The 20,163-nt window shown below is 44.1% G+C and carries 17 protein-coding genes; all 17 read left to right on the top strand.

Annotated features, from left to right (window positions below):
• Positions 1 to 90: 90 nt before the first annotated feature.
• The 17 genes from M2444_RS09565 to dnaK all read left to right on the top strand — a co-directional run bounded on the left by M2444_RS09565 (position 91) and on the right by dnaK (position 19,957).
• Positions 91 to 1,407 (top strand): stage II sporulation protein P, encoded by a 1,317-nt coding sequence (locus M2444_RS09565; RefSeq protein WP_094877372.1) that lies wholly within the window; start codon positions 91 to 93, stop codon positions 1,405 to 1,407.
• Between the two features lie 63 nt (positions 1,408 to 1,470).
• Entirely contained in the window at positions 1,471 to 1,956 is a 486-nt protein-coding gene (locus tag M2444_RS09560) for a hypothetical protein (RefSeq protein ID WP_094872694.1), read from the top strand.
• 134 nt (positions 1,957 to 2,090) lie between these two features.
• Positions 2,091 to 3,905 carry a translation elongation factor 4 gene (gene lepA / locus M2444_RS09555; RefSeq protein ID WP_036677511.1) on the top strand — a complete coding sequence of 605 codons (1,815 nt, stop codon included), beginning with the start codon at positions 2,091 to 2,093 and terminating at the stop codon, positions 3,903 to 3,905.
• A gap of 155 nt (positions 3,906 to 4,060) precedes the next feature.
• Positions 4,061 to 4,522 carry an Rrf2 family transcriptional regulator gene (locus M2444_RS09550; RefSeq protein WP_094872696.1) on the top strand — a complete coding sequence of 154 codons (462 nt, stop codon included), beginning with the start codon at positions 4,061 to 4,063 and terminating at the stop codon, positions 4,520 to 4,522.
• Between the two features lie 110 nt (positions 4,523 to 4,632).
• Positions 4,633 to 5,274 carry a nitroreductase family protein gene (locus M2444_RS09545; RefSeq protein WP_094872697.1) on the top strand — a complete coding sequence of 214 codons (642 nt, stop codon included), beginning with the start codon at positions 4,633 to 4,635 and terminating at the stop codon, positions 5,272 to 5,274.
• A gap of 183 nt (positions 5,275 to 5,457) precedes the next feature.
• Positions 5,458 to 7,263 carry a cache domain-containing sensor histidine kinase gene (locus M2444_RS09540; RefSeq protein ID WP_256990539.1) on the top strand — a complete coding sequence of 602 codons (1,806 nt, stop codon included), beginning with the start codon at positions 5,458 to 5,460 and terminating at the stop codon, positions 7,261 to 7,263.
• Positions 7,248 to 8,015 carry a response regulator transcription factor gene (locus M2444_RS09535; RefSeq protein WP_094872699.1) on the top strand — a complete coding sequence of 256 codons (768 nt, stop codon included), beginning with the start codon at positions 7,248 to 7,250 and terminating at the stop codon, positions 8,013 to 8,015. Before M2444_RS09540 ends, M2444_RS09535 begins: the two co-directional genes overlap by 16 nt.
• A gap of 95 nt (positions 8,016 to 8,110) precedes the next feature.
• Positions 8,111 to 9,415, top strand: coding sequence for an ABC transporter substrate-binding protein (locus M2444_RS09530; protein ID WP_280786801.1), 1,305 nt, complete (start codon positions 8,111 to 8,113; stop codon positions 9,413 to 9,415).
• 91 nt (positions 9,416 to 9,506) lie between these two features.
• The gene (locus M2444_RS09525; RefSeq protein WP_280786800.1) at positions 9,507 to 10,391 is read left to right on the top strand and encodes a carbohydrate ABC transporter permease; all 885 of its coding nucleotides are present in this window, start codon (positions 9,507 to 9,509) and stop codon (positions 10,389 to 10,391) included.
• A 62-nt stretch (positions 10,392 to 10,453) separates the two neighbouring features.
• On the top strand, positions 10,454 to 11,281 hold the full coding sequence (locus tag M2444_RS09520) for a carbohydrate ABC transporter permease (RefSeq protein ID WP_280786799.1): 828 nt from the start codon (positions 10,454 to 10,456) through the stop codon (positions 11,279 to 11,281).
• Positions 11,282 to 11,301: 20 nt separating this feature from the next.
• Entirely contained in the window at positions 11,302 to 13,551 is a 2,250-nt protein-coding gene (locus tag M2444_RS09515; RefSeq protein WP_280786798.1) for an FAD-dependent oxidoreductase, read from the top strand.
• A 209-nt stretch (positions 13,552 to 13,760) separates the two neighbouring features.
• A complete protein-coding gene (gene hemW / locus M2444_RS09510; RefSeq protein ID WP_280786797.1) occupies positions 13,761 to 14,933 on the top strand; it encodes a radical SAM family heme chaperone HemW in 1,173 nt (390 codons plus the stop codon).
• A gap of 93 nt (positions 14,934 to 15,026) precedes the next feature.
• Positions 15,027 to 15,518, top strand: a complete 492-nt coding sequence (locus M2444_RS09505; protein WP_094872736.1) for an N-acetyltransferase — start codon at positions 15,027 to 15,029, stop codon at positions 15,516 to 15,518.
• Between the two features lie 205 nt (positions 15,519 to 15,723).
• Positions 15,724 to 16,179 (top strand): copper amine oxidase N-terminal domain-containing protein, encoded by a 456-nt coding sequence (locus tag M2444_RS09500; protein ID WP_280786796.1) that lies wholly within the window; start codon positions 15,724 to 15,726, stop codon positions 16,177 to 16,179.
• A 152-nt stretch (positions 16,180 to 16,331) separates the two neighbouring features.
• Entirely contained in the window at positions 16,332 to 17,363 is a 1,032-nt protein-coding gene (gene hrcA, locus M2444_RS09495) for a heat-inducible transcriptional repressor HrcA (protein WP_042191003.1), read from the top strand.
• A 49-nt stretch (positions 17,364 to 17,412) separates the two neighbouring features.
• Positions 17,413 to 17,994 carry a nucleotide exchange factor GrpE gene (grpE, locus tag M2444_RS09490; protein WP_094872714.1) on the top strand — a complete coding sequence of 194 codons (582 nt, stop codon included), beginning with the start codon at positions 17,413 to 17,415 and terminating at the stop codon, positions 17,992 to 17,994.
• Between the two features lie 115 nt (positions 17,995 to 18,109).
• On the top strand, positions 18,110 to 19,957 hold the full coding sequence (gene dnaK, locus M2444_RS09485; RefSeq protein WP_094872716.1) for a molecular chaperone DnaK: 1,848 nt from the start codon (positions 18,110 to 18,112) through the stop codon (positions 19,955 to 19,957).
• The last annotated feature ends 206 nt before the right edge of the window (positions 19,958 to 20,163 follow it).

Genomic DNA, 20,163 nt, shown 5'->3' with positions numbered 1-20,163 from the left:
ATTCTCTCATTTACGGTTCTACTACTACTCTTTCGCTCATAGATTTGGAGTATAAGAGATTACAGAGGGCTGGAGGAGGACATAAATATAATGAATAAAAAATGGTTTCAGCTTTGGAACATCGGCCGTTTACGTGGAAGAGTGCTGGATGCTTTATCGCTGGGAAGAACGATGCTGCTGCTCGCCGGAGGTTCGCTAGTATTTTTTATGCTGCTTGGAGCTGGCGGTTTGGCCGGACAGAAGTTGAACTCTTCACCCATTCCATCTATGAAGGGGCTTGCGGCCTCGCTATCCAGTGGATTTTTCATGGAGCTGTTGGGGATGGAAGTACCGCATTTACCGCAGGGGAAAGAGCCTTCCGCTTTTTCAGGTGAAAAAGTAACTTCCTTTGTATTTCAATTGCTGACCAGTGTGAATCCAAGTGATCCGAAGAGTTTAGTCTCTCGTGAAGTGCCAGGCTTGGCAGCGGATGATCCATTTCTTTTGCGACAAGGCTCAGGCGGCTCTACAGGAGCACCTGTTGACTATCATCCGGGAACGGATGAACTTGCTGAGGGCGGGGAAGAAGTTGATCCGTCTGCTCCAAACGAAGTGGACAAGCCTGAAGATCCCCCAGCACAGCAGCCTGAAGCGACGATAGCTCCATCTCCTGAGCCATCAGCAGCTGCAGGAGGTACGGATAAGAGTGATCCGCAAAGCGAGACAGATAATCCCAAGGACACCTCGGTTAAACGGATCCTTATCTATCATTCACATCCACGGGAGGCCTTTAACCCTCTACTAGGCGTAGCGAACGAAAATCCAAGCTCGGCAGTTTCTTCTAAAAATGTAATGCTGGTAGGATCATATATTACGAAAAGATTGGAACAACGCGGAATTGGTACCGTTCATGCCAAAGATGATTTTCCAACTAAAATTGCCGACTATAACTGGAATTTTTCCTATAAGTATTCCCGAATGTTGGTTAAATCAGCGATGAGCACAAATCAAGAAATGAGTGAACTTATCGACATTCACCGCGACTCACAGCGTCACGGCAAAACAACTGCAACGATTGATGGGAAAAGTTACGCTCAGGTGTATTTTATTATTGGACATGCGAATAAAGATTGGAAGAAGAACGAAGAGTTTGCAAACAAGATTCATCAAACGATTGAAAAGAGTTACCCAGGAATATCTCGCGGAATATGGGGAAAAGCTGCGGGTAAAGGAAACAACGGGGAGTACAACCAAACCCTCTCACCTAATAGTGTCTTGATTGAAGTGGGCGGTATTGATAATACAGCAGAGGAATTAAAGCGTACGGCTGATATTTTGGCAGATGCTATTGCGGATGTGTACTGGAGCAGTCATGACTCGGAGAAGGTAAATGCTACAGCACCTCAAAAGTCGAACGGAGCTTCTTAAGTTATAGATATTTCATTAGAATAAACAACCTTATTACCAAGTATTTAAGAAGGAGTGGATTACATGTCTCGTTTCGGTAAAAAACTGGTTATGGTCGGTATTTGGGCAGGGGTTGGCATACTGTTAGGTATGCAGTTCAGTGGCAGCGGAGGCGCAACCGTCTCTAAGCTGCTGCCAGGCTGGACCGACCTATCGACTACGCCAACCAGTCAAGTGACGGGCATGCAATCTCAGCCGATTAAGAATGGGGTTACACAAGGTGGGCAGACTTATGTGTATGTTCCGATGGTGATCGACCCTATCACAGGTGCATATACACCTGTTTCTCCATTGCCTCAGAATAGCAATCCTGCGCCAACTGAAGATCTTCCTCAACAAGTGGTAGATGGGGATAATACGAAAACTCCGGAGCAGATTCTGATTCCCGAGGAACAAAAGCCGACAGTCGATGTGATAGCGGATAAAACGGCAGGCCTTTTGCAGCAGGCTTCTCAGAAGGGCATACGCTGGGTAGTCTCATTGTTCGATTCTGCGGAAGAATCACAATGATTTCAGGAGAAACAGTTATTTCACGGGTACGTGAATAGCTGTTTCTTCTGTTTTACGTAAGGGCGGGATTGATGGAGTAAGCTTGTACTGTTATAATAAGTGGATTAATATCAGGCTGTCTGTGGGGGTAAGGAATGACTGACGTTCAGAAAAGACAACAACAAATTCGCAATTTCTCGATTATTGCACATATAGACCATGGTAAATCGACACTAGCTGACCGCATTTTGGAATACACGGGGGCACTAACCACGCGTGAAATGCAGGAACAGGTACTCGATCAGATGGATCTGGAGCGCGAACGCGGTATCACAATCAAGCTGCAAGCCGTACGTTTAACCTATCGTGCAGACGATGGTGTAGAATACTATCTCAACTTGATTGATACACCGGGGCACGTCGATTTCACCTATGAGGTTTCCCGCAGTCTTGCAGCATGCGAAGGCGCGTTGCTCGTAGTAGATGCGGCACAAGGGATTGAAGCACAGACGCTTGCCAATGTGTATCTTGCGCTGGATAACAACCTGGAAATTCTGCCTGTCCTCAACAAAATTGATCTACCAAACGCTGACCCAGACCGGGTAAAGCAGGAGATTGAGGATGTTATCGGACTGGATACCAGTGAAGCGGTTATGGCCTCTGCCAAAGCCGGTATCGGGATCAAGGAAATTCTGGAGCAGGTGGTGAAGCAGGTTCCTGCGCCATCCGGTAATTCAGAAGAGCCGCTTAAAGCGTTGATCTTTGACTCTCATTACGATCCTTACAAAGGTGTTATCGTCTATGTGCGCGTAATGGACGGGAAGATCCGTGCGGGATCGAAGATTAAGATGATGGCAACGGAGAAGACCTTCGAGGTCATTGAAGTTGGTGCATTTATGCCGCGTATGACCATTGTCGATGAATTGAACATCGGGGATGTTGGATTTATCGTAGCTGGGATCAAGCATGTTGGAGATACCCGTGTCGGTGATACTGTCACTGACGCAAAGAATCCTACTGCTGAGCCGCTACCAGGCTACCGTAAGATCAACCCGATGGTATATTGCGGGTTATATCCTATTGAAACCTCCGATTATAACGATCTTCGTGAGGCACTTGAGAAGCTCCAGCTGAATGATGCTTCGCTAAGCTTTGAGCCGGAAAGCTCGAGCGCGCTTGGATTTGGTTTCCGTTGCGGATTCCTTGGACTCTTGCATATGGAGATCATTCAAGAGCGGATTGAGCGCGAGTTCAATTTGCCGCTGATTACAACTGCACCGAGTGTTATTTATCGAATCATGCTGACCAATGGCGAAATGATTCAAATTGACAACCCGTCACATTATCCGGAAATCGGAACGATTGACTACATTGAAGAGCCTTACGTTAAAGCAGCAATCATCGTGCCTAACGACTTTGTAGGTACTGTAATGGAGCTGTGTCAGAATAAACGTGGCGAGTTCGTAAATATGGAGTATCTTGATACTAACCGTGTAACGATTACTTACGAGATCCCACTGTCTGAAATCGTTTATGATTTCTTTGATCAGTTGAAATCAGGTACAAAAGGTTATGCATCCTACGACTATGAAATTTGCGGGTACCGTCGTTCGAATCTGGTCAAGATGGATATCTTGCTTAACAATGAGCAGGTTGATGCCTTGTCCTTTATCGTTCACCGTGATCGTGCATACAACCGCGGTCGTATCATCTGTGAGAAACTACGTGGGATTATCCCTCGCCAAATGTTCGAAGTGCCGATTCAAGCCTCTGTGGGTACGAAGGTCGTTGCGCGTGAAACCGTTAAGGCGATGCGCAAAAACGTACTTGCTAAATGTTACGGCGGTGATATTTCGCGTAAGCGTAAGCTGCTTGAGAAACAAAAAGAAGGTAAGAAACGCATGAAGCAAGTCGGCAGTGTCGAGGTACCACAAGAAGCATTCATGGCCGTACTGAAAATCGACGAATAACAAATCTGGAGCATCCAGGATGAAGTCTCCCCCACCGTATACCCACCGGAAAGGTGAAATGGTGGGGGAGTTTTCTTATTTGAAGGCTTGCGACAAGGCAATGTTTACGATAAAATGCAGGGGAATATCGCACTGCCGAAGGAGGAAAAGGGAATATGCAAGATCAGTCATCTATCAAGAAACAAATTAAATCCTGCCCCTCTACCTATAAGACATTCAGCTTAGCGCTTCAAGCGTTGGTGATCCTTGCCAAGGAGAATACAACGTGCACGAGTAATGATATTGCGGGATCGATTCAATCCGAGGCGACACTTCTGCGACGAATTCTATCTGTCTTAGCAGGTGCTGGCATCCTTGAAACGCGTGAAGGACGTGATGGCGGATATAAGTTAAGCCGTCCTGCGGAGACCATTTTGCTCGGGGAAGTATATCATGCACTTCAGATTGCAGAAACACGTTGTCAGATCATGTTAGATGCAACAGGGGAACATTTATTTGGAACTAAGATGAAGTCTATTATTGAAGAGCTGACTGAAGAAATGGACCAAAGTATATACAATACATTGCAGAGATATACGATTCTGGACTTGCTAGAGCGAACTTATGAGCTCTATTGACAGTTTAACTTATCAGGAATATACTGTGCGTAATATAACACAGTTAAGGTCGTAGGTCTTAACTGTGATAAATTAGACACAGTAAAGATAATATTGGAGGAGTAATTTATATGTCTACACAGGTTGAGAAACAACAGGATTTTTTCACGGTATTAGAGGATCGTCGTTCTGTACGTTATTATGATCCAGCCGTCAAAATTTCGAAAGAAGAAATTGAAGATATTCTGAAAGTAGCGATCACATCGCCATCCTCTAGCAACTTGCAGCCTTGGCGGTTCCTGGTTATTGATGAGCAGGATTTGAAGGATAAGCTACTTCCTATCGCTTATAATCAGCAGCAGATTGCAGATGCCTCTGCGGTTATTGCCGTATTCGGTGATTTGGAGTGGTTTAATGAAGGCGAAAAAATTTATTCACGCTCGGTTGAAGCGGGTTTTATGACAGATGAAGTGAAGACCATGATGATCAATTCAGTAGATAACGGCTACCGTAGTATGAGCGAGGAAACCTTGAAGAAGATCGTTCATGTTGATGGTGGATTAGTAAGTATGCAACTGATGCTTGCCGCACGTGCGAAGGGGTATGATACCGTGGCAATGGGTGGCTATGATGCAGTGAAATTAAACGAAGCCTTTAATGTACCCGTAAGCTATGAGAATATTATGTTGATAGCGCTGGGTAAGGCTGCGAAGCCTGGGCGTCCTACGGTTCGACTATCCGTGGATGAGGTAACGAAATGGAATACGTTCTAATAAAAGAATAAGATTAGGTAGAGCTGGGAGGTAATCCCGGCTCTATTTTTTTTAGCAGGAGAAGTTTAGAATAAAAGGGGAGAAGAGCCGCTTTTGGTGAAGACAAAAAGATAGCGCGAGAGCTGCGGCTTGAAAAATTATCAAACGAAGTGTATGCACAAAAAATGTAAGGGGAGTTTTCGTTTGAAGCGATTATATTTGAAACTTACGCCAAGTACCTTTAAGAATCGGATTTTGTTAGCTTTCTTACTGTTAGTACTATCACCCATTGCCATGCTCGTTCTGTATAACTTCAAAGAGACAGAACAAATGCTTCAGGATAATGCGGAAACGAAGAACATAGAGCAGCTTATTGGGATTAAGAATGGTTTTGTTGATCTCATGAGTCTCGTTATGAAAACTGGGTCATTACTTGAACAAGATACAACGATTTTATCGATAATGAAGAATCCCGAGCAATCTGATGAAATCACGAGAAAAAAGCTCGTTGAAAACAAGTTTGGAGCGATTGAAAATACATTCTTCATGAGTGGAGCGACGGTATATTATACTTTAATCGACCTTCATGGAAACGCATACACTTCCTTTATGCCAAGGGAAACCTTGAGCTACGACGAAATCCAATCGGAGGATTGGGTTCAAGCATTGAAGCGAGAAGGAGCGAATCGATATATATGGAATCCGAATGACAAGAATAATGTAGTCCGGGAAAGTACAACAAGTAAGAAAATGCTTAGTCTCTATGAGGTTATGCGTGATAATGGTTTTAACATTTATGCCTATGCAAGACTAAGTATCGATTATGAGGAGTGGTTTACTAGATCAACGTTAGGGAGTAAGCAGGAAGGGGCTTTTTTTCTGCTCGATGCCTCAGGGAGAGTGATGCTTAATCCGGATAAGGATGAGACCTTTTCACCTGATATTGCGCAGAGTATTGTGAAGAGCGCCAACCAGCGGCAGAAAGAGCGTGCGGCATCCATCATCGATCCGAAGGAGAAAAGCTTATACACATACAGCTACATCGAAGAGTTGAATGGTTATGTCGTTAAAAAGGTACAGCTAGATCAGCTATTTCTTGAGGTGTACAAGCAGAAGCAACGATTTTTTGCTGTATTTGGAGTCATACTACTGCTATTTGTTCTATTAACTTATTTTATCTCATCGACGATTACAGTGCCGCTAAAGAAGCTGCAGAAGAAGATGGAGATGACCGCTAAAACGAATCTCAAAATGAAATTACCCGAGCAAGGGCGGGGAGAGATTCTTGCGCTGACTCAGAGTTTCAATATAATGATTCATGATTTAAATGAGCTGTTGCAGCGACTTCAGCTTGAAGAAAAACAGAAGCAATTCGTTCGATTTCAGGTGTTGCTCTCGCAGATGAACCCGCATTTCCTACTAAATACATTGAATACGATAAAGAGTATCGCCTTAGATAAAGATGATGATGAAATTTATGAAATTTGTGTTGCACTAGGCAAAATATTGGAAACAACATTAAATACGGAAGTGGATTTGATTCTGTTAAAGGATGAGATCGTACTGATTGAATCTTACATGGAGATTCAGCGGCAACGCTTCGGACATGGGATTGAGATTCAATATGATATCAACGAGGAGCTGCAATACGCATTAATCCCTAAATTCTGTCTTCAGCCCTTAATTGAAAATAGCTTGATTCACGGCTTCGGTCAGTCTGTGAAACAAGGGAAAATTGATATTTCCGCTAAGGTGACTGGACAACAACTATATCTGCAGGTTAAAGATAACGGCATGGGGATAGAGAGAGCACAGCTGAATAAGGCTGCACGGAAACGAAAAGGAATCGGTGTTCAGAATATTAGGGAGAGCTTAGAGCTGTTGTTCAAGAATCAACGGACAGGCATGGATATTGTATCATCAGACACAGGAACTGAAGTGATTATCCATTTTCCACTTCTTATTTCAAAACCTTACGATGGAGGTAAGCTCACATGTGGAGAACGTTAATTGTGGATGATGAACAACCCGCGGTTAAAAGTATACGGAAGTTATTCTTAAAGGCTGGAATTCCGTTTGAAATTATAGGTGAGGCGGAGAATGGAGAAGTAGGCTTACAAATGATTCGTGAGCTTCGACCTGATGTGGTAGTGACGGATATCAATATGCCAGTGATGGATGGGGTGAAGCTCCTTCAAGTTGCGCGAGAGGAAGGCTTCGACTGCCGATTTGTAATGTTGACCGCATTGAGTGAATTTGAATACGCTCGGCAAGCAATCGTATTTGGAGCTTCGGACTACATTCTGAAGCTATCTTTAGATCTACAAGGTTTGAAGCAGACCATGGATAAGGTTCATGCCGAGCTGGAGCGAATGGTGAAGATGAAGAAGGCAGATAAATGGTTTCCTGAGAAGCAACAAACGGGACCGACAGACCATGTGGAGATGAACAAAATAATTGCTTACATTGAAGAGCATTATTCTGAGGACATCTCGCTCAAATCCATGTCAGAGCTGATACGAATGGATGCCAGCTATATAAGTGACTTATTCAAGAAAAAGACAGGGAAAACGTTGACGAATTATATCCAAGAGCGGCGTATTCAGGCTGGAAAAATGCTGCTTGCCGAGACGAAGCTAACGATTAGTGAGATTGGTCAGCAGGTGGGCTTTGAGAACGATAATTATTTTATTAAAATTTTCAAAAAGTGGTGTGGCGTCACGCCAAATGAATTTCGCAAAGAACCAAAAAACGTTCTATAGTTTCCCAAATGTAGTTCATCCCCCAGAATCCGCTCTGATGATAAAGTTATAGACGTAGAGCACAACACATAATCCTTCCAAGGGGGAAGATATCGATGAAGAAAAAGTGGGTTCCTGCAGTGCTTTCTGTCTTATTAGCAGGTACGATGCTGGCTGGTTGTGGTACTAGTGGAAGTAATGATGCGCAGGGCAGTGCAAATGGACAAACAGCAAAGGAGAAAATAAAGCTTACGATGTGGGGGGCCGTTCCTGCAGAATCCGGGCCTCAAGCTGTAATTGATAACTGGAATAAAGATCATCCAGACATTCAAGTCGAGTATATCCGTAATGTAAATGACGATGCTGGAAACTTAAAGCTGGACACTGCCTTGATGACCAATCAAAACATAGACCTTTTCATGAACTACGATCTTGCTCATTTACAGAAACGTATGGATGCAGGCGTTGCCTTGGATCTAAGCACGAAAACAGATTATGACATCGACAGCCAGATCGGCGAGGACGCAGCGATGTGGAACATCAATGATAAGTACTATGGGATTCCAACAAAGAAAAATATGGCGTTTGTATGGTTGAACAAAGATATGCTGGATGCAGCAGGATTACCGATTCCTGCGGTGGACTGGACCTGGTCAGATCTTGAGGAGTATGCGAAGAAGCTGACGAAGCCTGGTGTGTACGGATTATTGCAGGCAGATTCCTCCTTCTCAACAACGATGGACGGTACGCTTGCTGGAATGGGTGTGAAACAGGCGGATGGTACTTCAAACTTTGGAAATGATCTATGGAAAGAACACCTGGAAATATTGCATAACATGATGTTCGTGGACAAATCCACACCGGAATATGGCGAGCAACTGACCAGTAAGATGCCGGTTGATACCATGTTCCTGCAAGGCAAAGCGGCAATGCTGGCAGCAGGTGAGTTTATTTTCCGAAATGCGAACAACTTGAAAGACTATCCGCATGATTTCAAAACCGCGTTCGCTGCGATTCCAAAAGTGAATAAAGATCAAAAGGATTATAAATATTCGGGCGGTGTGGGTGACATGCTTGCTCTTAATGCGAAATCCAAGAACCTGGATGCAGCTTGGGAGTTCGCAAAATGGTATGCGGATGGCGGTATGCTGCCAATGGCAAGCGGTGGTCGTATTCCAGCCTCTAAGAGTGTAGATAGTAAGGAAGCAATGAGCCTTCTCATGAAGGGTGTGGAAGACAAATATGATACAGATTCAATGAATAAAATTGTATTCGGCAAATTCCCATCCTTCCAGCTAAATGTAACTCAACAAGCCATTGATGCACGTAAAGAAGAGTATGAAAAATACTTCTTAAATAAGCAAGATATTGAAACCACGATGAAGAATATGCAAACCCGTTCGCAAGAGTTATTGAAATAATGAAATAGTTAGCACAAAAGAGAAGGAGGAAGATTTCTTCGTTCTTCTCTTTCGTATACCCATTTTTCAGCATACGAAAGGCGGCGATACTGTGAAGCGGAGAAGCTGGATGGACAGACAAGGCTGGATCGGCATGACCTTTATTCTTCCGAATATGATTGGTATTCTCTTATTCTTTATTATTCCTGCAATCTATTCCTTTGTTCTCATGTTTACGAATTATCAATTTTCAAATCCGAATTGGCAATTTACTGGGCTGGATAATCTCAAACGGTTGTTCCATGACGATAATTTCTATGCCTCGATCAAATATACGGTGATATTCCTGATATCGGTTCCAGTATCGATGGTGCTCGCCTTTATTGTAGCGCTATTTCTAAACCGCAGTGTGTATCTTAAAGGCGTATTACGTGGAATGTTCTTCCTACCGTATATCTCCAGTGGAGTAGCCATTGCATTTGTCTGGATGCTGTTATTTCAGCCTTCACAGGGACCCATCAATGAAATGCTTCGCTGGATTGGCATAACATCGCCGCCAGGCTGGTTTGCGGATACGGAAACCGCAATGTATGCCATTGATATCGTACAAATCTGGCTGATGCTTGGCTACAATATGATCATCTATTTAGCAGCACTACAGGAAATTTCGACAGAACAGCTGGAAGCTGCTCGGATTGATGGTGCAAGCACATTCAAAACAACATGGAAAATTATATGGCCTCTTGTTAGTCCAACAACCTTCCTATTAATGATTACCGGATTAATTATGACGATGAAATCATTCTCGATTATTCAAGCCATTACGGCTGGAGGTCCTAGCGGAAGTACGACGGTCTTATCACTATTCGTTTATAAAACAGCATTCAGTTATTACGATATGGGATACGCTTCAGCCATTTCATGGTTCTTGTTCGCCGTCATTCTCGTCATTACAGTCTTTCAGTGGATCGGCCAAAAGCGCTGGGTTCATTACTAAATGACCCCATAAAGTGGGGCTTTGCGGGGGCCCTGAAACCATAAATTAAAGGAGCAGGCGGTATGAATGAAAATGCAGGAAACATGAAGGTGAAACTGCCAGTAACGATCATCATGTTTGTTCTAGGACTATTTATGATTGTGCCTTTCCTATGGATGCTCAGCACATCCTTTCAGACACCTGCCGAGGTGTTTAACAAATGGCTGCCTTCATCTCTCAACTGGAGCAATCATATCCGGGTGTGGACAGGAAGCCATGATTTTGTTCCTTATTATTTAAATTCTCTTAAGATTTCAATGATTGGAACTGTGGGGGCTGTGTTTCTATCTGCCCTTGCCGCTTACGGATTTTCACGTACGTCGTTCAAAGGGCGAGATGGACTATTTGTCATATATCTATCGATGATGATGGTCCCACCTCAGGTGCTTTTTGTTCCAAAGTTTATCATGTTTAACTGGGTGGGGATTTACAATACGCATTGGGCGCTCATCCTGCCAGCCATGTTCTCGATCTTCGGTGTATTTATGCTTCGGCAGTTCTTCATGAGCATTCCTAAGGAAATTACGGAATCTGCTTTTTTGGATGGGGCGGGGCATTACAAAATATTTTTTCGCTTAATTCTGCCATTAGCGAAGCCAGCAATAGCAACGTTTGCTATCCTCGATTTCTCCTGGCAATGGAATGATTATGAGAATGCGCTTGTATTCTTGCAAAGTCCTAAGCTATATACCATTCCGCTTGGATTGCAGAATTTTATTCTTGAGAACAATGTGGACTACAACGGGATGATGGCTGCTTCATCGGCTGCGATAATTCCAATGATTATTATCTTCTTTGTGGGTCAGAAATACATTATTCAAGGGATTTCAAGTTCGGCTGTGAAAGGCTAACTTTAGGAGGGATACTTAACATGAGAACAGAAACGGTTAAATCCGATGTAACAATAGTCGGTGGGGGACTTGCAGGGATGAACGCGGCGATCGCTGCAGCGCGCCTTGGGTTAAAAGTAGCGCTAGTGCAGAATCGTCCTGTACTTGGTGGTAACTCGAGTTCAGAGGTTCGGGTATGGGTATGTGGTGCAACAGGACATGGTGTAAATCGATATGCACGTGAGACAGGCATTATGGGTGAGTTATTCATCGAGAATCAATACCGGAACCCGGAGGGAAATCCATACTTATGGGATCTAACCTTACTCGAAGCCGTGAAGGCAGAGTCGAATATCAGCTTGTTTCTAAATACCGATGTACGCGAAGTGGAAGCGGAAGGTGAGGAAGGGGATCGTACGATTCGCAGTGTGATCGGTTGGATGATGGGATCTGAGCGGTTGATTACGTTCGAGAGTGAGGCGTTCATCGATTGTACGGGTGATGGTTTGGTAGGCTTTCTAGCAGGGGCTGATTTCCGGTTAGGACGTGAAGCCCGGCATGAATTTAATGAGGAATGGGCACCAGAAGTGCCTGATAACATCACATTAGGCAGTACATTATTGTTTTATACACAGGATACAGGAAAACCGGTACGTTATGTTGCACCATCGTTCGCGAAGGATATCACGACAACGTCGATCCCGATCCGTCGGGTCATTCGGAGTGGAGATTCAGGCTGTCACTACTGGTGGATTGAGTGGGGCGGTGAGCTTGATACGGTGGATGAGAATGAACGAATACGTGATGAGCTATCCTCAGTTATTTATGGGATTTGGGATTACATTAAAAACTCAGGTCATTTTGATGCCGAAAATATGACGCTGGAGTGGGTTGGCTCGATTCCGGGTAAACGTGAATACAGACGGTTTGTTGGTGATACGATTCTAACGCAAAATGATATTCTCGCGCAGCGTGAATTTGAAGACCGGATTGGATTCGGAGGTTGGTCAATTGATTTGCATCCACCGCAAGGGATGTACGCACAAGAGAGCGGCTCGAAGCATCTGCATGCGGATGGGATCTATCATATTCCATTTAGTTCACTCTATTCGAAGAATGTGCGGAACCTACTTTTCGCGGGTCGGAATATCAGCGCATCTCATGTGGCTTTTGGAACAACACGCGTCATGGCGACCTGTGCGATCATGGGTGAAGCGGCTGGAACAGGTGCAGCATTATCCGTCATCAAAGGTGTATCCCCTCGTGAAATTCGCAAGCAGCATATACATGAATTGCAACAGGTGATGTTAAAGCAAGATGCTTCGATTATTGGATTGCGTAACGAAGATCCTTTAGACCTCGCGAGAAATAGTGAGATTCATGCGTCCAGTACGATGAAAGGCATATTACTGGATCGTCCAGCTGAAGCTTATGAGCTTTCTCATGACGTAGGAATTTTGTTTCCGGTTGAAGGTAATATCCTGGGGTTGAAGCTGCTTGTGTCAGCAAGTTCTCAGTCAGAGCTGACCGTTGAGCTATGGACGACTGGGCGTGCGGAAAATTACGTTCCAGCAGAGTGTAGACAGGTTGAAGTTGTAATACTACAAGCTGGGGATCAGCAATGGATTGATGTTCCAGTACAAGAGGAGCAGTGGAGTTCAATCGGCGAATGTAATATCTTCGCTATTATTCGAGCTAATGAGCATATTCAATTGCATATTTCAGAAACCCCAATCACAGGTGTTATTACATTTGAGCGAGGCGTTAAACCTGTAGTCGATTCAGCGCTGGAGGATCATCAGCCAGATCAGCCGGTGATGGAGTGGAGCATGAAACAGCTTGTACGCAGGCATTTCTGCTTTGCGGTTGAAACATCCGCATATGCTGCATCCAAAGTCACTGACGGGTATGTCCGGCCTTTTGCAGGGCCACATAGCTGGGTTTCTGAGCCGATGACTGCTGGTAGAACGGAGTGGTTAGAGGCGCGTCTGCCGGATGCTGCTTCAGTATCTGAAATTCATTTTACCTTTAACGATGATGTTAATGAGGATCTTATTAACTTACATCACCATGAAACGCCATTTCTAGTGATTCCTGAACTAGTAAAGGCTTACGATGTAGAGTTGCTCATTGATGGCGTGTGGCAAGTCATGTTCCGCGTCAAAGACAATCATCGGCGGAAGAACATACAGCGTTTAGAGAAGCCTGTCCTTACGGACGCTGTTCGGATCGTTATTCATGAAACTAACGGAGGGGAACGTGCAGAACTCGTGGAAATGCGGATATATTAAGAAGAAATGGCTTAGCCGTCCCTATAGGGACGGTATCTGTTTCTGCGAGAAATACAAAATATAGGATAACGTAAAAACTTATATTTTTTGTATTTTAAAATAGTGTTCATTTATGAATGATCATCCTTAGGGGGAGCCGTCAGGCTTCCCTTTTCTTGTTTTTTAGATTACACTAATCAAACGATATTTTTATATAAAGGAGACAGCTAATGACCACGAATACTAACGGCCGTCCCCCTGAGGCCGTATACATTCATATTCCTTTTTGTACCAATAAGTGCTATTATTGTGATTTTAATTCCTACGTTCTCAAGGATCAGCCGGTGATGGATTATCTGGAGGCTTTGGATCGGGAAATGGAGCAGACCGTCAAGATCACCCCTCCGGGTGTCATCAAAACAATCTTTGTCGGTGGTGGAACCCCAACTGTACTGAAACCGGATGAGATGGCTTATTTTCTAAAATCTGTTCGAACACATTTCCCGAACTGGGATAAAGATATCGAGTTCTCCATGGAAGCGAATCCGGGAACAACGGATTTAGATAAGTTGACGGTTATGAAAGAAGGCGGCGTGAATCGGGTGAGCTTTGGTGTTCAGGCGTTTCAGAACGAACTCCTTACGGGCATTGGCCGGATTCATAATGTTGATGATGTATATCGCAGTTTAGAGAATGCTAGAGCAGTCGGACTTAACAACCTGTCGGTTGACCTTATGTTTGGTTTACCGAACCAAACAGTCGAGATGCTGAGGGAAAGTATTCGCAAGGCGCTCGAGCTAGATTTACCCCACTATTCTATTTACAGCTTGAAGGTGGAGGAGAACACTCTTTTTCACACCCTATTTAATAAGAACAAACTTCCGCTTCCTAATGAAGAAGACGAACTGCAAATGTACCTCTTGTTGATGTCATCGATGAAGGAAGCGGGCTATAACCAATACGAAATCAGTAACTTCGCAAAACCAGGCAAGGAGAGTCGTCACAATATCACTTACTGGCGTAATGAAGATTATTATGGTCTTGGAGCAGGAGCACATGGATATGTGGGGCGCCAGCGGCATATTAATGTTAAGGGCGTAAATCCTTATATTGAAGCAACACGCAAAGGCCTGCCTCGATTAGACGCATACCCCATCACTGAAGCAGAAGCGATGGAGGACTTTATGATGGTTGGCTTGCGAATGCATAATGGTGTCTCTAATGAGGCTTTTCAGGCGCAATTTGGGCGTTCGATGGAGGATGTATTTGCGAAATCCTTGCATAAGATGCTGCACGCGGGTCTGCTTGAGCACGAAGAGGGTACTTACCGACTCAGCAAGCAAGGAATCCTTTTTGGGAATGATGTTTTCGCAGAATTTGTAGGCGCACTGACAGAGGTTTAATTTTAAAATACCTCTTGAATTGTAATTCACTCTGTTGTATATTTATTCATATTATCAACAGAGGGGTGAATTTAAGTGCTTGCCAAAACGGAAATGATCCGCCATTCGTCTCCTGCAGGAGATGCACAGGTGATTTGCAGAAACGCTGTGATAGAAGATGTTGAACCGTTGTATCTGATGATAGAAGAATACGCACAGCGCGGGATCATGTTGCCCCGTTCCAGGCAGGCGCTGACTCGCCAGATCGATCAATTTGTGATTGCCGAAATCGAGGGTAGATTCGTAGGCTGTGGTTCGCTTTTTAAGCTCGGGAATGATCTCGTTGAGATTCGCTCGATCGGCTTGAATGACGAGGGTAAGGGAAAAGGTATAGGCTCTATGATTTTGGCGAAATTGGTGGAGGAAGCCAGAAACCAGAAAATCCCTAAAGTCATGGCACTAACCTACGCCGTTGATTTCTTTCTAAGAAATGGATTCGAAGTCGTGGAGAAAGAGATTTTTCCCGAAAAGGTATGGACAGATTGCGTGAATTGTAAAAAGCAGCATGCCTGCGATGAAATAGCAGTACTTAAGATGCTGAACTGAGCGTGTAGTCGCTTATTATGAATATAATGCACTTCCATTAGTCTGTTATCCGACTATTGGGGGTGTTTTTTCTGTTATTGTAGAATGGATTATATGAATGGACAGAAAGATGGTGCTACTTTATACTTTAGATTGGGATTTTTTTGAATAAATGTAATGATGAATCTTGGAATGTTGGTTACTTAATCGAATGGAGGGAATTAGGATGAGTCGTACAAACAGAACTGCGGTATATTTGCTAACTCTGTTGCTTATTTTTGTAATACCAATACAAGCTTTTGCCGCGGATAAACCTATTACCATTAATATTGATAACGAGAAAGTGGATTTTTCTGTCCAACCCCAGTATATAAACGGAGTTGTGTATGTTCCGATTAGAACGATTTTTGAAAAATTAGGGATAGCTTATGAGTGGAATAACCAAACCAAAACCGTATCAGGAGTGAAGGGCAATAAGGAGTTTGAACTAAAGTTGGGCAGCAGTGAGGTCATATATAATGGTAAGGCTAGAGCTTTACATGGTCAATCCTTTCTGCAGAACGGAACCATTCTTGTTCCACTAAGATTTGTTGCAGAATCTATACAGAATGCGGTAATATGGGACGGCTCAACTTATACTGCCAGTATTACTACAGACGGAGTATTGGAAGCACAGGAGTAATCGATTATGATTTAAAACTACAAAGTAGTACTTAAGATGCTGAACTCACTTGACAATGTCAATGTCAGTTTGGTATTTTTGTATTAGTGGTTAGCACTCATCTGAGTCGAGTGCTAACGAATCGGAGCCAACAGCCGATAGGAGGGGATAACATGTTAACTGATCGCCAGAGAATGATACTAAATGCAATTGTAGATGATTATATTTCATCCGCAGAACCGGTAGGATCTCGCAGCATTTCTAAACGGGGTGATGTAGGGTACAGCCCTGCGACCATTCGAAATGAAATGGCTGACCTAGAGGATTTGGGTTATCTCGAGCAGCCTCATACATCGGCAGGGAGAATTCCTTCCCATAAAGGATACCGATATTATGTGGATCATCTGGTACCGTGGAATTCCGCCGAAACGGCAGAGATGGGCACGATCCGCGCTTTTTTTGCCGAGAAGCTGAATGCGATGGAGCAGGTAATCCAACATGCGGCGATGATTCTTTCCAATATGACGAATTACACTTCCATCCTTCTGGGACCGGAGGTTTTTCATACATCATTGCGTCATTTTCAGTTGTTACCACTAGATGATAAAACCGCTGTAGCGATTATTGTTACAAGTACGGGTCAAGTTGAGAACCGTACGGTGAACATTCCACCGGAGATATCCGTTTCCGAGATGGAGAAAGTGGTTAACCTACTGAATAGTAAGCTGGTCAATGTACCACTCTATAAGCTGAAGACTCGGCTGTATTCCGAGCTTGGCGAGGAAATGCAGCGTCACATCTCACATTATGAAGAATTAATGCAAGTGCTGGACATTGCGCTGGAAAGTGATCAAGAGCAGCGTATCTATCTTAGTGGAGCCACGAATATGCTTACACAGCCTGAGTTCAAGGATGTTGATAAGGTGAAAAGCATTCTTGATCTGCTGGAAGAGACGCCTACATTGCTCAAAATGCTGGCCCCTACAACAGGCGGCACAGGTATCCAGGTCCGAATAGGGACGGAGAACAATCATGAAGCGTTCGCTAACTGCAGTCTGATCACCGCCACTTATTCTCTTGATGGGCAGGCACTGGGGAGCATAGGTATCCTTGGTCCGACACGAATGGAATATGCAAGAGTGATGGGGATCTTGGGCATTTTATCCCGAGATTTGACAGCGATGCTGGCACACTGGTATAAGTGAACAGAGTCAACATTGATTACGTGAATGATTTTAAGGAGGTGAAGACAACTTGAAAAAGGAACAAGTTCAAGATGCTAATGAATTCAAAGATGATTTGATAAATGAGGAACTTGAGGCTAATGTAGCTTCTGAAACCAACTCATTTACGACAGAAGAAATTAGTGAAGGTGCTTCAGGCACAGGTGCGGAGGTAAAACGTCTGCAGGATCTCGCTGACGAATATCAAGGACGTGCGCTGCGTGCGCAGGCTGATTTTGATAACTTCCGTCGTCGTACTCAGAAGGAGAAAGAAGAGTTGGCTCAATATGCCACCTCCAAGCTCGTGACTGAATTGCTTTCAGTACTGGACAATTTCGAGCGTGCGTTAGTCACTACTCCCAGTAGCCCTGAGTCCGAAGCTTTCGTTAAGGGTGTTGATATGATTTTCCGTCAGCTAGATGGGGTATTGAAGTCCGAGGGACTTACGGCTATGGAAACAGTAGGCCAGCCTTTTAATCCTGAATACCATCAGGCTATTATGCAGGTGGAGAGCGAGGAGTACGAAGAGGGTATCGTAACGGAAGAGGTCCAAAAGGGATATCTCCTGAAAGATAGAGTCCTTCGTCCTGCTATGGTCAAAGTCAGCATGTAATCTGTATATATAGGACGGGCAGTATCTGTCCGCCATCGGTACCAACCGAATTTTTAAATATTTTATTATTTTAATGAGCGAATGCTCCATATACCTTTAGAGGAGGCAAATTATTGTGAGTAAAGTTATCGGTATTGACTTAGGAACCACGAACTCTTGCGTTGCCGTAATGGAAGGCGGCGAAGCCGTTGTAATTCCAAACCCAGAGGGCGCGCGTACAACCCCTTCGGTGGTAGGTTTTAAGAAAGACGGCGAACGTATCGTCGGTGAAACAGCTAAACGCCAAGCAATTACTAACCCTGATCGTACGATCAGCTCGATTAAACGCCATATTGGTACGAACCATAAAGAAAGCATCGATGGTAAAGAATACTCTCCACAAGAAATTTCAGCAATGATTCTGCAAAAGCTGAAATCCGATGCAGAGGCATATCTTGGCCAAACCGTTACTCAAGCTGTTATCACAGTTCCTGCTTATTTCAATGACAGCCAGCGTCAAGCTACTAAAGATGCAGGCAAAATTGCAGGTTTGGAAGTTCTACGTATTGTGAACGAGCCAACTGCTGCAGCTTTGGCTTACGGTCTTGAGAAATCTGAAGATCAAACGATCCTTGTCTATGACCTTGGTGGCGGTACGTTCGACGTATCTATCCTTGAACTGGGCGATGGTTTCTTCGAAGTAAAAGCTACAAGCGGTGACAACAAACTTGGTGGCGACGACTTTGACCAAGTGGTTATGGATTACCTTGTATCCGAATTTAAGAAAGAGCAAGGCATTGATCTGAGCAAAGATAAATCGGCTGTACAACGTTTGAAAGATGCTGCTGAAAAAGCGAAAAAAGAATTGTCAGGCGTACTGACAACTACTGTATCTCTTCCGTTCATCACAGTTGTTGACGGAGTACCACAGCACTTAGAGATCAACCTTACTCGTGCTAAATTCGATGAGCTGACTACTGGTCTAGTTGAACGTACTTTGGGACCTACTCGTCAAGCCTTGTCTGATGCTGGCATGACGCCTGCAGACCTTACTAGAATCGTTCTGGTAGGCGGTTCTACTCGTATCCCTGCGGTACAAGATGCTATCAAGAAACTTACTGGTAAAGAGCCTCACAAAGGTGTGAATCCAGATGAAGTAGTAGCACTGGGTGCTGCTGTTCAAGCGGGTGTATTGACTGGTGAAGTAAAAGACGTTGTATTGCTCGACGTAACTCCGCTTTCCCTCGGTATTGAAACTGCAGGTGGCGTGTTTACGAAGATGATCGAGCGTAACACTACGATTCCTACAAGTAAATCTCAAGTATTCTCGACCTTTGCTGACAACCAACCTAGCGTAGAGATTCACGTGCTGCAAGGTGAGCGTCAAATGGCGAATGGCAACAAAACATTGGGACGCTTCATGCTGAACGAGATTCCACCAGCACCACGTGGCGTACCACAAATCGAAGTTTCTTTCGATATTGATGCCAACGGTATCGTTAATGTGTCTGCAACTGATAAAGGCACGAACAAGAGCCAAAAGATCACTATCACTTCTTCCAGCGGTCTGAGCGACGCAGAAGTAGAACAAATGATGAAGGATGCCGAGCTTCACGCTGAGGAAGACCGTAAGCGTAAAGAATTGGTAGAAGCGAAGAACAGCGCTGACCAACTCGTGTATTCCACTGAGAAAGTGATCAAAGATCTTGGTGATAAAGCAGATGCTTCTGAGGTTGAAAAAGCTAATGAAGCTAAAGATAAAGTGAAAGCAGCTCTTGAAACTGACAATCTTGAAGAAATCAATGCAGCTACAGAAGCATTGACTGAGATTGTGCAACAGTTGTCCATGAAGCTGTACGAACAAGCTGCTCAAGCAGAGCAAGGTGCTGAAGGTGGCGCTGGAGCTGCTGAAGGCGCTCCTAAGAAAGACAATGTAGTTGACGCTGATTATGAGGTTGTTGACGAAGATAAGAATCAAGGGTAACCTTAAACGATAAGTGTATAGGGCGTAACTGATAAATTCTTATATAGTTAAGAAGGGAAGGTCAAAACCGGGTCATCCCGTGTTTTGACTTTCCTTTTGTAATATCAGTTTGCACACTCTTCGCGAATGCGCCTTCTGATATTGTAAGAATAAACATCTGCTGGAACTGGATGGTCAGAGCCTGGGGTTTTATCGTATAATGGTTT

It is taken from the genome of Paenibacillus sp. PastF-3 (assembly GCF_029893135.1).
Classification (GTDB): domain Bacteria; phylum Bacillota; class Bacilli; order Paenibacillales; family Paenibacillaceae; genus Paenibacillus_AQ; species Paenibacillus_AQ nitricinens.
The sequence above is the reverse complement of the archived record's forward strand: the minus strand, read 5'-3'. Positions and strand labels throughout refer to the sequence as shown.

Bases quoted from the DNA above. Each gene is read 5' to 3' on its own strand.
- M2444_RS09565 (WP_094877372.1), top strand. From the start codon at position 91: ATGAATAAAAAATGGTTTCAGCTTTGGAACATCGGCCGTTTACGTGGA.
- M2444_RS09560 (WP_094872694.1), top strand. From the start codon at position 1,471: ATGTCTCGTTTCGGTAAAAAACTGGTTATGGTCGGTATTTGGGCAGGG.
- lepA (WP_036677511.1), top strand. From the start codon at position 2,091: ATGACTGACGTTCAGAAAAGACAACAACAAATTCGCAATTTCTCGATT.
- M2444_RS09550 (WP_094872696.1), top strand. From the start codon at position 4,061: ATGCAAGATCAGTCATCTATCAAGAAACAAATTAAATCCTGCCCCTCT.
- M2444_RS09545 (WP_094872697.1), top strand. From the start codon at position 4,633: ATGTCTACACAGGTTGAGAAACAACAGGATTTTTTCACGGTATTAGAG.
- M2444_RS09535 (WP_094872699.1), top strand. From the start codon at position 7,248: ATGTGGAGAACGTTAATTGTGGATGATGAACAACCCGCGGTTAAAAGT.
- M2444_RS09530 (WP_280786801.1), top strand. From the start codon at position 8,111: ATGAAGAAAAAGTGGGTTCCTGCAGTGCTTTCTGTCTTATTAGCAGGT.
- M2444_RS09520 (WP_280786799.1), top strand. From the start codon at position 10,454: ATGAATGAAAATGCAGGAAACATGAAGGTGAAACTGCCAGTAACGATC.
- M2444_RS09515 (WP_280786798.1), top strand. From the start codon at position 11,302: ATGAGAACAGAAACGGTTAAATCCGATGTAACAATAGTCGGTGGGGGA.
- hemW (WP_280786797.1), top strand. From the start codon at position 13,761: ATGACCACGAATACTAACGGCCGTCCCCCTGAGGCCGTATACATTCAT.
- M2444_RS09505 (WP_094872736.1), top strand. From the start codon at position 15,027: ATGATCCGCCATTCGTCTCCTGCAGGAGATGCACAGGTGATTTGCAGA.
- M2444_RS09500 (WP_280786796.1), top strand. From the start codon at position 15,724: ATGAGTCGTACAAACAGAACTGCGGTATATTTGCTAACTCTGTTGCTT.
- hrcA (WP_042191003.1), top strand. From the start codon at position 16,332: ATGTTAACTGATCGCCAGAGAATGATACTAAATGCAATTGTAGATGAT.